At 71.5% G+C, this 13,318-nt stretch carries 12 protein-coding genes; 8 read left to right on the top strand and 4 right to left on the bottom strand.

Going from position 1 to position 13,318, the window contains the following annotated elements:
• Positions 1 to 11 precede the first annotated feature (11 nt).
• The 3 genes from WME82_RS23600 to WME82_RS23610 all read left to right on the top strand — a co-directional run bounded on the left by WME82_RS23600 (position 12) and on the right by WME82_RS23610 (position 3,414).
• Complete coding sequence (locus WME82_RS23600) at positions 12 to 698, top strand: hypothetical protein (protein WP_438044633.1); 687 nt, start codon at positions 12 to 14, stop codon at positions 696 to 698.
• A gap of 257 nt (positions 699 to 955) precedes the next feature.
• Entirely contained in the window at positions 956 to 2,395 is a 1,440-nt protein-coding gene (gene purF / locus WME82_RS23605; protein WP_438044634.1) for an amidophosphoribosyltransferase, read from the top strand.
• A 32-nt stretch (positions 2,396 to 2,427) separates the two neighbouring features.
• The gene (locus tag WME82_RS23610) at positions 2,428 to 3,414 is read left to right on the top strand and encodes a hydroxymethylglutaryl-CoA lyase (RefSeq protein WP_437747737.1); all 987 of its coding nucleotides are present in this window, start codon (positions 2,428 to 2,430) and stop codon (positions 3,412 to 3,414) included.
• A gap of 84 nt (positions 3,415 to 3,498) precedes the next feature.
• Here WME82_RS23610 and WME82_RS23615 read toward each other — a convergent pair whose 3' ends face one another.
• Together WME82_RS23615 and WME82_RS23620 are read right to left on the bottom strand one after the other, a co-directional pair.
• A complete protein-coding gene (locus WME82_RS23615; RefSeq protein ID WP_438044635.1) occupies positions 3,499 to 5,166 on the bottom strand; it encodes a putative metal-binding motif-containing protein in 1,668 nt (555 codons plus the stop codon).
• Positions 5,157 to 5,705, bottom strand: a complete 549-nt coding sequence (locus WME82_RS23620) for a hypothetical protein (RefSeq protein ID WP_438044636.1) — start codon at positions 5,703 to 5,705, stop codon at positions 5,157 to 5,159. Before WME82_RS23620 ends, WME82_RS23615 begins: the two co-directional genes overlap by 10 nt.
• Positions 5,706 to 5,850: 145 nt before the next feature.
• Here WME82_RS23620 and WME82_RS23625 point away from each other — a divergent pair, with 145 nt between their 5' ends.
• A complete protein-coding gene (locus WME82_RS23625) occupies positions 5,851 to 6,831 on the top strand; it encodes a lamin tail domain-containing protein (RefSeq protein ID WP_438044637.1) in 981 nt (326 codons plus the stop codon).
• Between the two features lie 76 nt (positions 6,832 to 6,907).
• On the opposite strand, the gene WME82_RS23630 is transcribed toward WME82_RS23625, so the two are convergent.
• Positions 6,908 to 7,705 (bottom strand): peptidylprolyl isomerase, encoded by a 798-nt coding sequence (locus WME82_RS23630; protein WP_437873631.1) that lies wholly within the window; start codon positions 7,703 to 7,705, stop codon positions 6,908 to 6,910.
• Positions 7,706 to 7,771: 66 nt separating this feature from the next.
• On the opposite strand from WME82_RS23630, the gene WME82_RS23635 reads away from it, so the two are divergent.
• On the top strand, positions 7,772 to 8,491 hold the full coding sequence (locus WME82_RS23635) for a DUF192 domain-containing protein (RefSeq protein ID WP_438044638.1): 720 nt from the start codon (positions 7,772 to 7,774) through the stop codon (positions 8,489 to 8,491).
• Between the two features lie 39 nt (positions 8,492 to 8,530).
• Here WME82_RS23635 and WME82_RS23640 read toward each other — a convergent pair whose 3' ends face one another.
• Positions 8,531 to 9,382 (bottom strand): MBL fold metallo-hydrolase, encoded by an 852-nt coding sequence (locus tag WME82_RS23640; protein WP_438044639.1) that lies wholly within the window; start codon positions 9,380 to 9,382, stop codon positions 8,531 to 8,533.
• 130 nt (positions 9,383 to 9,512) lie between these two features.
• Between WME82_RS23640 and WME82_RS23645 the strand changes: the two genes are divergently transcribed.
• The 3 genes from WME82_RS23645 to WME82_RS23655 all read left to right on the top strand — a co-directional run bounded on the left by WME82_RS23645 (position 9,513) and on the right by WME82_RS23655 (position 13,227).
• Positions 9,513 to 10,901: a hypothetical protein gene (locus WME82_RS23645; protein WP_438044640.1), complete on the top strand. Its 1,389-nt coding sequence runs from the start codon at positions 9,513 to 9,515 to the stop codon at positions 10,899 to 10,901.
• 381 nt (positions 10,902 to 11,282) lie between these two features.
• Complete coding sequence (locus WME82_RS23650; protein WP_438044641.1) at positions 11,283 to 12,131, top strand: formylglycine-generating enzyme family protein; 849 nt, start codon at positions 11,283 to 11,285, stop codon at positions 12,129 to 12,131.
• Between the two features lie 238 nt (positions 12,132 to 12,369).
• Entirely contained in the window at positions 12,370 to 13,227 is an 858-nt protein-coding gene (locus WME82_RS23655) for a 1-acyl-sn-glycerol-3-phosphate acyltransferase (RefSeq protein WP_438044642.1), read from the top strand.
• Positions 13,228 to 13,318: the final 91 nt, after the last annotated feature.

A 13,318-nucleotide genomic window follows, 5' to 3' on the forward strand; every position in this document is an offset into this window, starting at 1 on the left:
TGGCAGCCAGAATGAAGCACGCAGCGCTCGCCCTCGCGCTCTGGATGGGCGCCTTCGCAGGAGCCTGTGGCTCCAGCACGCCGCCGCCCGAGACGGCGGCCGACAAGAACGACTTCGACGGCGAGTCGAGCCCGGACGAGGGCAAGGCGACCGCCGACGCCGAGGGCGCGAAGCCTGCGAAGCCGGAGAAGGCGGCGGAGGCGCACGAGCACGAGGAGGAGCACGAGGCTCCCGCCAAGTCGACGCCGATCCAGGCGACCAAGTTCGAGGCGGATCTGAAGAAGATCGGGATCAACCTCAAGAAGATCCCCGAGCTCGAGAAGCTCCCGGCGGGGCAGAAGAAGAAGGTGATGCCGCTGCTCCAGAAGGCGCTCGGCTACGACACCTGCGAGGGCTGCCACGTCGAGGGTGACTTCAAGAAAGAGACGCGGGACATGAAGATCGCCCGCGAGATGTGGCGCAACTTCGTGGTGCCGCTCCGCAGCGAGAGCGGCGGAACCCTCTTCTGCGACAGCTGCCACGCCGGGAACGAGCACGTCCTGAACCGCAAGGACAAGAAGGCCCTGCAGGCGTTCATGGAGGAGGAGTACGAACACAAGCTTTCTCGGGCGAACAAGGAGGACATGGAGTGCGGCACGTGTCACGGCGACGCCATGGAAACCAAGATCATCGAGAAACTCTGGAACATCCCGAAATGACGGGAGCCGCCTGGACGACGCGCAAGGCGCCGGTCCAGCTGCGGGGCACGACGGAATCCGGCGAAGCCTCATCGCCGTGCCCGTCGGACGTTCGTTAGCCGCCTTACTTTTCAGCAGGAGCGGCCTCGAGGCCTGCCTGCGCTCCGATCTCGTACCAGCGTCCACTTCCATCCTGCGCCGGCGCTCGGCCGCCTCATCATCGACGACAGATCGCCATGACGGTGGGTCATGCACCGTTTTCGTACTAGATAGGCGGCATGTGCGGTGTGTTCGGAATCTTTGGCCACCCCGAGGCGGCCAACATGGCCTACCTCGGGTTGCACGCGCTCCAGCATCGAGGGCAGGAATCCGCGGGTATCGTCAGCAGCGACGGGGAGCGCCTCTTCGGCCACCGCGCCATGGGGCGGGTGCAGTCCGGCTTCTCTCCGACCGATCTCGCGACGCTGCCCGGCGATCGCGCCATCGGCCACGTCCGCTACTCCACCGCGGGCGGCTCGCACCTCAAGAATGCGCAGCCGCTCGGGGTCGACTACGCGCGCGGCTCGCTGGCGGTCGCGCACAACGGCAACCTCACGAACCATGAGGCCCTGCGCGATCGGCTCGAGGCGCGCGGCTCGATCTACCAGACCGCGAGCGACACCGAGTCGATCGTCCACCTCATCGCGATGAGCAAGAAGGAAGAGCTGCGCGACCGCATCGCGGAGGCGCTCACGCAGGTGGAGGGCGCGTACTCCCTGCTCTTCCTGACCGAGCGCGAGCTCATCGCCGTGCGCGATCCGCGCGCGATCCGGCCCCTCTGCCTGGGCGAGATGGCGAGCGGGAGCGGCGTCGCCCACGTGGTCGCGAGCGAGTCGACGGCGTTCGACCTCATCGGCGCGCGCAAGGTGCGCGACATCGCGCCGGGCGAGATGCTGATCGTCAGCGCCGACGGCGTGCGCTCCGAGTTCCCCTTCGCGCAGGAGCAGCGCAAGCTCTGCATCTTCGAGCACGTCTACTTCGCCCGGCCGGACTCGACCATCCAGGGCGTGAGCGTCTACGAGGTCCGCAAGGCGTTCGGCCGGCGCCTCGCCGCCGAGCAGCCGATCGAGCCCGGCGACGATCTCGTCGTGATCCCCGTGCCCGACTCGGGCGTGCCGGCGGCGATCGGCTTCGCCGACCGCGCGCGCGCCCCCTTCGAGATGGGGCTCATCCGCAGCCACTACGTCGGCCGCACGTTCATCGAGCCGCAGCAGTCGATCCGGCACTTCGGCGTCCGGCTCAAGCTCAACCCGAACCGGGCGGTGATCGAGGGCAAGCGGGTCGTCGTCATCGACGACTCGATCGTCCGCGGGACGACGAGCCGGAAGATCGTCAAGATGATCCGCGACGCCGGCGCGCGCGAGGTGCACGTCCGCATCTCGAGCCCGCCCACGCGATGGCCCTGCTACTACGGGATCGACACGCCTACGCGGTCGGAGCTCATCGCCTCGAGCCACTCGGTGGACGAGATCTCCAGCTACCTGACGGCCGACAGCGTCGGGTACCTCTCGCTGGAGGGCCTGGTCGAGAGCGTGCGGTCTCTCGAGGCGCGCGCCGGGGACGCCGCGGGCGCGCGGCCGTCGGCGGAGAGCTACTGCCACGCGTGCTTCTCCGGTAACTACCCGATCGCCTTCACGCCGGCCGCGCCGAACCGGCAGCTACGGATGGTGAGCGGTTGACGCTGCCCCGCTCCGGCGCCGAGGGTCCTCCGATGACCGAGGGGACCGCCGATCACGAGAGCGCGGATCGCGCCGCCGCCTCGGCGCCGCTCTTCGCCCGCGTCGCGGACGAGGTCTCGATCTACGAGGTGAGCCCGCGGGACGGGCTCCAGAACGAGGCGGCGATGATCCCGATCGAGGGCAAGCGGCGGCTCATCGCGGCGCTCGTCGGCGCCGGTCTCCGCAGGATCGAGATCACGAGCTTCGTCTCGCCGAAGTGGGTGCCGCAGCTCGCCGACGCCGAGGAGCTCGCGCGGACGCTCCCGGCGGAGCGGGGCGTGACCTTCAGCGCCCTGTGCCCGAACGCGCGCGGCCTCGAGCGCGCGCTGGCGGTGGGCCTGCGCGAGATCGCCGTCTTCCTGAGCGCGAGCGAGGCGCACAACCGCGCCAACATCAACAAGTCGATCGACGACACCCTCTCGGTGTTCTCGGAGATCGTCCCTCCGGCGCGCGAGGCGGGCCTCGCGGTGCGCGCCTACGTCTCGACCGTGTGGGGCTGCCCGTACGAGGGCGACGTCGACCCTGCCCGGGTCGTGCGCATCGCGGAGCGGCTCATCGACCTCGGCTGCTACCAGGTCTCCCTCGGCGACACGATCGGCGTCGGCACCCCGCGGCAGACGCACGACATCGTCCGCCGCTTCCTCGACGCGATGCCGCCCGAGCGGTTCGCGCTGCACCTGCACGACACGCGCGGCACGGCGCTCGCGAACATCCTGGTCGGCCTGGAGCTCGGGGTGCGCGACTTCGACGCGTCGGTGGCGGGCGTCGGCGGCTGTCCCTACGCGCCGGGCGCGGCGGGCAACATGGCGACGGAGGACCTCGTGTTCATGCTCCACGGGATGGGCGTCCGGACCGGCGTCGATCTCGACAAGGTGATCGAGGCGGGGAACGTCGCCGAGCAGGTCATCGGCCGCCCGCTCCCGGGCAAGGTCCACCGCGCCGGCCCGTTCCGGCTGCGCCGCCAGCCGACCCGGGACTGAGCGCGGCCCAGCGGGGCGCCGGGCCGGCGTCGACCGACGCGGCGCGCCCGGCCGACGCGCCGCGCCCGGCCCGCGAGGCCGCCGTCAATCGCCCGCGATGCACCCGAGGCGCGTGAAGAAGACGTGGTGCTCGCCGCCCTCGCGATCGTCGCGGAAGAGGATGCCCACGTCGCCCTCCGGCCCGAACGTCGCGACCGGGCTGATGCTGTCGCGGGGCGCGAAGGTGAGCCGCTGCTCCGCGCTGATCGGCGCGAGATCCGCGTTGACCGTGACCGCGTAGAGCTCGTAGCCGTCGTTCTGATCGCGGTCGTCCGAGTAGATCGCGAGCAGCCGATCGCCGAGCGGGCGCAGGAACGGGTACCTGGAGCGGAAGGGCCCAGGGTCCGAGATGGGCGTGGGCGGCGTGAGGAGCTCGCCGTCCTCCGAGACCGCCGCCGCGTAGATGGCCTTGAGGCTCGCCGACTTGTCGAACCACGCGATGACGTAGCGATCGCGGTTCCAGACCACCGTCGGATAGACCGCGTCGGTCTCGCCGGTCGTCAGCGTGACGATCTCCGAGCGCGGATCGAGCTCGGCGGTGAACGTCCGGAACTGGATGAAGTGCGTGGCCGCGTCGCCCGTGGACCACGCGACCCCGATGCCGCCCTGGCCGGCCGCCGCGGAGGGCGCCTCGTTGCCGAAGCCGTTCGACGCCTCCGTGAGCTGGACGTTGTCGCCGATCGGGTTGCCGTCGATGTCGACGCGCTGCGCGAACAGATCGAAGAGGCCGTTGCGCTCGTCCTGCCAGACGGGGATGAACTCCGCGTCGTTCCAGGTGAGCGTCACGTTGACGGAGAAGCCGGGCGCCTTCGAGAGCCGCCGATCCCCGCCCTCCACCTTCTGGCCGTCCTCGTCGAGGAGGGAGAAGTACACCTCGTAGTCGCCGTCGCGCCGGTCCTGCCAGGCGGCGCCGTACCGATCGCCGACCCACACGATCGGCCCGCCGGAGGCGTCGCCGTTCTTCGGCGTGATGATCTCCTCGCCCGGCGCGAGCGGCTGCCCGTCGACGCTGATCATCGAGCGGTACACGTTGAAGCCCTGCGTGGTCCCGGTGTAGAGCGACGCGTACGACGCCCCGCTCCAGGCGAGCCCGCCAGAGCCGGCCGGCGCGATGTCGCCCGAGATGCGGGTCGCGTCGGTGTCGAGCGGCACGAAGCGCGCCCCGTTGTCGACCGTGCCGTCGCAGTCGTTGTCGACGCCGTCGCAGATCTCGATCCCCCCAGGGAAGGCCGCGGCGCTCGCGTCGTCGCAGTCGTCGCCGCACGCGAGCGGCTCGCCAGGGATCGTGCCGGGCAGCGCCGCGCGGAAGCCGTCGCCGTCGATGTCGAGCGTCGACGGCCCGTAGACGCACGCTCCGGTCGCGCTCTCGCACGTGTCCTTGGTGCAGGGATCGCTGTCGTCACACTCCACCGGCTCCAGCGCGACGCACTCCCCGCCGCGCCGCGGGGCCGCGCCCTCGGACGAGGGCGCCGCGCCGCCGTCGGGCTGCCCCGCCTCGAAGAGCTGGCAGAACACAGGCTTGCAGAGGTCCTCGATGCCGGGACAGTCGGCGTCCACCTCGCACTCCGGCGCGGGCGGCGGGATGTTCAGCCCCGTCCGCGCCCCGCACCCTCCTGAGAGCGACCCGCCGCCAAGAACCGTCCCGAGAAGGGCCGCCGCCAGCGCCGCCTTCCGGCGCGCGCGCCGACCCAGGGCGTACGTCGTCACAGACATCCGCCCATCCCCGCGACGTCGATCGGCTCGCACACGAACCCCGGATCGCAGTTGTCGTCGCCGCTGAGCGCGCAGAGCTCGACGCACTGGGTGCCCGAGCCGGTCACCACGCAGGCGAAACCGGCGCCGCACTGGCTGCCGCCGCTGCACGGATCGCCCTGTCCGCCTGGACCGGCCGGCGCGCAGTAAGCGCCGTAAATCTCCTGCCCGCACGGCTCGTCCGGATACTGCACGTAGATGAAGCACCCCTCTCCCGGGGCGCAAAAGTCGCTCGACTGATCGTACGGATCGCACGCGAAATCGGTGACCGGCGGCCCGGTGTCAGGACAGCCGGGGTCTTCGTACTCTTCGAGCGGATCCTTCCCCGGGTCCGAGCCGCCCCCGCCGTCCGCAGACGGCGGAGCGCCGGCTTCGCCGCCGCCGCCGCCGTCTGCGGACGGATCGTCCACGATGACTGTCTGGCCGCAACCGACAGCGAGACCGAGCCCAGGGAGCAGAACGCAGAGGAGTGTCAGGAGGAGCGAGGAGCACCGTCGCATGTCGCCATGCTATCGATTCCTCGCGCGCCCGCCATGCATTTGGCAGCGATGGCAGTGTCCTGACGCCACGACGAGCGGTGGATCGTTTCCCCCAGGCTGCAATCCCACTTGCCTGTTGGCCGGCGCTCTGATGTATCTCTCAACAATGCACACGCGCAACCTGCTCACCATCGCACTCCTCGCAGCTCCCCCTCTGGCGCTCGCCCCCCTCATGGCGTGCGGCGGCGATGACGAGACGGGAGGAGGTGGAGCGAGCTCCTCCAGCACCACCTCGAGCAGCTCCGGCGAAGGCGGCGGCGGCGGTGAGGCCGGCGGGGGCGGTGAAGGCGGCGCTGGCGGCGCTGGCGGCGCTGGCGGCGGAGACGGCGGCGGCGGCGGCGTGGTCCCCGGTGAGCCCGCCGGCCACCTGCTGATCTCGGAGGTCGCCGTCAGACCTGGAGCGGGCGAGTTCATCGAGATCTGGAACCCGACCGAGGCCGAGATCGACCTCACCAACTACTACCTTTCGGACAATAGCGTTTATTATGCCATCACCACGGGTACCGCCTTCGCGCCGACAGGCAGCGCAGGGACGGACTTCCTCGTCCAGTTCCCCCCCGGGACCATGATCGCGGCGGGCGCCCGCCTCGTGCTGGCGAGCGATGACGGCTTCGAGCTCGCGTACCAGCGGTGCGCCGACTTCGCCCTGGACGAGACGCCCATCCCCTGCGAGGGGGCGGACGTGCCGCCCATGATCGCGCCCACGAACGGCGCCCTCGGTGCGCAATCCGGCGCGCTGCTCACCGACGGCGGAGAGATGGTGATTCTCTTCGAGTGGGACGGCACGGAGCGCAGCCCGCTCAAGGACGTCGATTACGTCATCTGGGGCGAGGAGCTGGGGAACTCGGCGATGGTGTACAAGACAGGCAAGACCGGTTATGCCGATGACACCGCGCGCGGCAGCCAGCGGCCGGCCGCGGCCGCCGGCAGCGGGGCGAGCATGGTCCGCTGTAGCGATCTCGAGTCCGGCGAGCTCTTGACCGAAGGCAACGGCATCAGCGGGCACGACGAGACGAGCGAGTGGCTCGACATCAGCTTCACCGTGGCGTCCACGCCGACGCCCGGCGAAGAGAACGACTGCCCGTGAGCGCGCCCGCTCCGAGCTCGGCTCCTCGCCGCGGGGCGGCGGGAGCCCGGGCTCGGCGCGGGGCGCCTCGGACCGATCACTGCCGGGTGATCGTCACCTTCTTGATGACCGGCGGGGTGACCGGGCGTTCGCCCTTGACCTCGACGCCGGCCAGCTTGTGGACGAGCTCCTCGGGCCCGCACTCACCGAAGATGGTGTAGCCGTTGTCGAGGTGGAACGCCGCCGCGTCGGTGATGAAGAACTGCGCGGAGTTCGTGTTCTTGCCGCGGTTCGCCATGCACAGGAGCCCTGCGCGATCGTGGCTGCCGTCCTCCCAGACCTCGTCGGGGATGACGTAACCGGCCTCGCCGGTGCCGTTCTTCTTCGCGTCGCCGCCCTGGATCATGAATCCCTTGATGATGCGGTGGAAGATGGTGCCGTCGTAAGCGGGCTTCTTGTCCCACGTCCCCTCCGGCGTCTTCCAGGGCCTGATCCCTCGCGCCAGGCCGACGAAATTGGCGACGGTGATCGGGGCCTTGTCGTCCAGCAGCTTGCAGGACAGCGTGCCGAGATCGGTCTCGATCGACGCGGTCAACGTCTTGCCCGGCGGGAGCCCCTTGGTGGCGTCGTCGAGCGTCCACTTGCCCTTGACCGGGTCGTCCTCGCTGGGCTTGACCTCGGCGACCGGCTTCGCGGTGACCTTGCGCTTCTGCGGCTGAGGGCGCTCCTTCTCTGCCGTCTCCGCCTTGCCTCCGGCCAGCCCCGTCGACGCAGGCGTGGTCTTCGGCTTCGGCGCTTCTTCGGCCGTGGGCTCGGGGGTCTTCGAACATCCCGCGAGGGCCGAGAGCGTGGCGAGGGTGGCGAGGGACTGAATGGCGAGGGTTCGAGCGTTCATCGTGCGACGATTTCCCGCGTCGCGGTCCAGCGGTCAAGGACGAGCGTCGCCGTGGTAGGAAGCGGCATGAGCTCGCGCTGCGCCCTCGCGACCCGTCCGTTCACGTCCACCACGTCCGCCTCGCTGGCCATTCCCGCCGCGCTCGCCTCGCTCGTTCCCGCCCTGGGCGCGCTGCTGCTCGGGATCGCCCTTGGCGCGTGCGAGCGCCGCGTCGACGAGCCGCTCCCGCTCACGCCCAGCAGCAACGTGGGCGACGTTGCGCCGCCCGCCTCGACCGGGACGCCGCCCGCCTCGACCGGGGAGCGGGACGCCGGCCGCTGCATCCAGCCGACGCCGTCGACGCCGGAGCGGCCGTCTCCAAAGCTCACCGGCCCGGATCCGGCGTGCCCCGAGGACCCGACCGGCCCGTTCCAGCTCGCGACCGGCAAGGTGACCTTCCTCGAGGCCAAGGCCCCCGATGTCACCGTCGAGATCGCCAGGAGAGAGCAAGAGCGCTCCCGCGGCCTCATGTACAGGACGAGCATGGCGGAGAACCGCGGGATGATCTTCGTCTTCCAGCAGCGGAACAATCACTCGTTCTGGATGCACAACACGTGCATCCCGCTCGACATGCTGTTCATCGACAGCGACGGTACGATCGTCGGTATCGAGGAGAACACCCCGACGCTCAACGACTCGACCTTCGACGTCGGATGTCCGTCGACGTACGTCCTCGAGCTGAACGCCGGCTGGGCGCGGCGCCACGGCGTCGTCGCGGGCCAGAAGGTGCGGCTCGAGGGGATCTGACGCGCGCCCGAGCGGCGGCGCCTCGGCCGGAGCGTCGTTTCATATCCCCGTGAACAGACCGAGCTGGCGCGGGGGAGCCGGCGGCCCGAGCGACGAGCGCGCCGCGCCGGACGGAGGGGCCGGCGGCGCCGCCGCGTCGAGGACGAGCGGCCCCCGAGGCGGCGCGGCGACGAGGCGCGTGCGCCGGCCGACGAGCGCGTCACGGGCGGCGTCGAGCGCGAGCTCCGGGCGGTTGTTGGCCTCGGAGAGGTGCATCAGCGCGACCGTGTGCGTGCCGCCGGGCAGCGCCGCGAGCAGCTCGCACGCCTGCGCGTTCGACAGGTGGCCCCGCGACGAGCGGATCCTGCGCTTGAGGTGCTGCGGGTACGGGCCGGCCTCGAGCAACCCCGCGTCGTAGTTCGACTCGAGCATCACCACATCGCAGCCGGCGACGTGCTCCAGGAGCCCCGGAGGGACCTCGCCGAGATCCGTCACGAGCGCGGCCCGCCGCGCGCCGTCGTCGACGACGAGCGCGACCTGCGCCGCGTCGTGCGGCAGCGGCCTCGGCGAGAAGGTGAGCGCGCCAACCGCGAACGGCTCGCGCGACGAGAAGGCCCGGACGCGCTCTGGATCGCCGAGCTCCGCCGCGCGCGCAGTCGCCTCCGAGGCGTAGATCGGGATCTTGTGCTTCTTGTTGTACCTGGCGGCCACGCCGACGTGGTCGGCGTGCGCGTGTGTGATGACGATCGCGTCGGGCAGCAGCCTGCCGTCCGCGCCGCCCGCGGCCGCCGCCGAGAGGCACTGCTCGAGCACCCGCGGCCCGACGCCCGCGTCCACGAGGACCCGCGTGCCGCGGGAAGCGAACAGCGTGGCGTTGCCTCCGCTCCCGCTCGCGATGATGGTGATCTTCATACCGGGCTCCGGGACCGGACTACAGGCGGCTCTGTGACCCGTAGCGCAGGCGAGGGCTCGGCTGCAAGCGCGCCGAGCCGCGCGAAGCGCTCGCGACGGCGCTCGAACGACGCTACAGGGATCCCACTTCGTGGCGCCCTCCCCTCGCCCCGCTTCTGCCTCTTCCCCCGACACCGACGCGGAGGCGCCGCTCGCCGCGCCGCGCGCCCCCGGCGAGAGCGGCGGCGCGCCGCCAGGCGAGCGCGGCAAGCGGCGCCGCCGCGCCCTGATCGCGGCGCTCGTGGTCGTCGCCGTCGTCGCGGCCGCCGTCGCCGCGCTCGTCGTGCTCGGTCCTCCCGCGCTCCGCCGGCGCATCATCGCCGAGGCCCGCGCGCGCGGCGTCGCGCTCGATCCCGGGAAGATCGACGTCGATCTCGGCTCGATCCGCCTGCGCGACGGCCGCTTCTCTCTCCTCGGGGTGCGCGGGATCTCGGGCACGGTCGCGCGCGCCACAATCGAGCTGCGCGGTCTCTCGCCCGCGCGGATCGCGACGGAGGGCGTCGAGCTCACCCTCGTGGGGACCGACGCCCTGGAGGATCTGCCTGCGTGGGTCGCGCAGTACGGCCCGCGCGCGGCGGCGCTGCCGCTCACCACGGGCCGCGTCCGCCTGGGTCTCCGGGATCACGAAGGCGGACCGGAGGTGCTCGCGCTGGCCGACGGCGCCCTCGAGCGGCGCGCGGCCGCCCCGGTCGAGGGCGCCGCCGCGCCGCCCGGCGCGCCGCGGCCGGAGCTCGGCGTCCTGAAGCAGGCTCGCGTGCTCGTCGCCGGCAAGGAGATCGCGCGCACCGACATCGCCTGGTCCATCGGCGCAGCGTCGATCACCCTGGGCCTCGGCGGCGAGGACCTCGTCTCGGCGCCGCTCAGGGCCGAGCTCCGGCCGCGCCCCTCGCCGAGCGCCTCGATCGAGCTCGCGCCGACGCCGCTCTCCACCGTGGGCGCGCTCCTCGGCGTCGACGTCGGCGCCTCGACGATGGTCGTCGCCGGAACGCTCGAGCTGCGGCTCGCGGATGGGGCGGACCGGACCGCCCTGTCCAAAGCGCCGCTCGAAGGGCCGATCGCGCTCACGGTCAAGGGCTTCACCCTGCCCCACCCCAAGGAGCTCGACGGGCTCCTCTTCGGCAACACCACGACCGTCAAGGCGGACGCGCGCCTCTCTGCGGATCGCCAGCGCGTCGCGCTGAGCGGCGTGGAGGTCGCCGCCGGCGCGCTGAAGCTCAAAGGAACGGGCACCGTCGAGCGCAACGGCGCGGACGCCGCGATCGGGATGGATCTATCTGGATCCATCCCATGCTCGCTCCTGGCTGGCTCTGCCGCGATGTCGCACCTGACCGGCGCCGTAGGGCTGCTCGCGCGCGACCTGGTGGGCCGCGCGCTCGCGGGCTCGGTGGCGGTCCAGGTCCGCGTCGACGCGCGCGCGAGCCGGCTGACCGCCGCGCGTGTCACACCGAGCGCGATCCTCCGATGTAAGCTCCGCTTCTAGCGCGTCGCTCGGCCGCGCCGGGTCCCGCGACCCGGAACCGAGAACCCGAATCCTTGGAGGAGAGATCGGTACGGCACCAACGAAGCGAACAAGCCGTGGAATTTTCTCTTCCTGGCGTTCAAGGTAGCCCGGTCGCGGCTCGACGGTTGAACTGCTTTTTCCCGGCGCTGTCGCGTCCGAGCACCGCTGTCGCGCGTTGCCGCCCTCTGCGGGTGAACTCCGTCCGAGCGCCACGAGGATCGATGAGGGAGGAAGGCGGAGGACGAATGTCGATGTCGAGGACGATCTGACGCGATGAACCATGGCGCGGAGCACGGGAAGCGCGGCGCACGCTCGACGCGCGACGGCCGCTCTGACACGTTGTCCGATGAGGAGCCCGCAATGCGCTCTGGAGCTCTCCCCCTCGCCGCTCGGCTCACCTCGCTGCTAGGGCTCGTGGCGTTCTTCAGCGCTGCCTGCGACGGCGGTCTCGGCGCCGGCATGGACGACGCACCGGGCGGCGGGGGCGCGGCGGCGGCGTCGTCCTCCTCGTCGGCGTCCGTGACATCGGGCGGAGGCAGCGGCGCGGGAGACGGCGGGGGCCCCGGAGAAGGCGGCGGCGGGGGAGGCAGCGGCGGAACCGACGAGCAGGACTTCCCTCTCGACACGACGCCCCCGGCACCCTGCCCGCCCGACATGGCCGAGGTCCAGGGATACTGCATCGATCGCTTCGAGGCGCCGAACGTGGAAGGCGCCCTGCCGCTCGTCATGGAGAGCGCCGTCTCGGCGCGCGCCTGGTGCGAGGAGCGCGGAAAGCGCCTCTGCACCGAGGACGAGTGGGACACGGCGTGCCAGGGCCCCGAGGCGTTCGTCTATCCGTACGGGAACACCCACGAAGCGGAGCGCTGCAACGACAACAAGACGTGGAGAGCGCCCGACGAGGGCGCGCTCGGCTCCTGGCCTTCCGACGAGGCGCTGGCCGAGGTCCAGGCGCTGTACCAGGCCGAGCCGAGCGGCTCGCGACCCGGGTGCGCGAGCCCGTTCGGCGTCCACGACATGACGGGGAACGTCGAGGAGTGGGTGGTGCGCACCCGATACCACGTCAACGAGTATCCTCACGTCCTCAAGGGCTGTTACTGGTCCGGCTGCTTCGGCGGCGCGAAGCCGCGGTGCGGCTCCACGAACCCGGCGCACGGGGACGGGTTCCGCTACTACGAGACCGGCTTCCGGTGCTGCCGTGACGTCGAGTGAGCGAGCCGGCGGCGACGATCCGGCCCTCCGGCCCACACGCGCGCGGCTCGAGGGCGCCGCGCGCAGCGGGCGTTCGGCGCGACCGCAGGCGGCGCGGCGCGGGTGACGGACGCGAACCCGCGCCGAGGCCTCGCGGCAGGTGTCCTGAACGAACCGCTTCCCCTCGGTTCGGCCGCACGCTAGGGCACCGTGAACGGTGCTGACCTTACCGAGAGAGCCTCGCCCCAGCCTTGACCTCGTGAAGGACGCGATCGCGGCGTTCGCGCTCAAGGGCCGCGGGCGCGCCCGCCCGGACGATCTCGACGCGCGCGACCCGGCGTTCATCGCCCGGGTGCTCCCGCTGCTCGGCTTCCTCTACGACGACTACTTCCGCTGCGAGACAGAGATCGAAGAGCAGCTGCCCGACGGCCCCTTCCTCGCCGTGAGCAACCACAACGCGATGACGGGAATGCCCGATATGTACTGCCACATGACGGCGTTCTGGCGCCTTTATGGGCCCTCGCGGCTGTCCTACGGGCTGATGCACGATCTCCCGTTCAACGTCCCGAAGGCCGGCGCCTGGCTCAACGCCTGCGGCGCCATCGCCGCGAGCCCGGAGAACGGGCGGCGAGCGCTCTCCCGGGGCGCGGCGGTCCTGGTCTTCCCCGGCGGCGATCTCGACGCGTGCAAGCCCACCTCGGCGCAGTACACGATCCGCTTCGGCCGGCGCCGCGGCTTCGTCCGGCTCGCCATCCGCGAGGGCGTGCCGATCGTGCCGATCGTGAGCGTGGGGGCGCACCAGTCCCTCTACATCGCCACGGATGGGAGCAGGCTGGCCAGGTGGCTCCGCCTCCCCGAGCTCGCGCGCTCGAACGTCGCGCCGCTCGGCCTCGCCTTGCCGTGGGGGCTCATCGCCGGCATCCCGATCCCCCATGTGCCCCTGCCGGTGAAGATCCACACGAGGGTGCTCCGCCCGCTGCACCTGGGGCTCCCGAGAGAGGCCGCGAGCGACCCGGACGAGGTCGAGCGCGCATTCGCGCGGATCGTCGAGCGCATGGAGGCCGGGCTGGACGAGCTCCGCGCGGCGGGCAGGCACGGTCTCTTCCCGCGTGGTTGATGGGCCGCGTGGTTGATGGGCCGCGTGGTTGATGGGCCGCGTGGTTGATGGGCCGCGTGGTTGACAGGCGAACCGCAGGAGAATGGCGGCG

Source organism: Sorangium sp. So ce128 (assembly GCF_051525245.1).
GTDB classification, from domain to species: Bacteria; Myxococcota_A; Polyangia; order Polyangiales; family Polyangiaceae; genus Sorangium; species Sorangium cellulosum_B.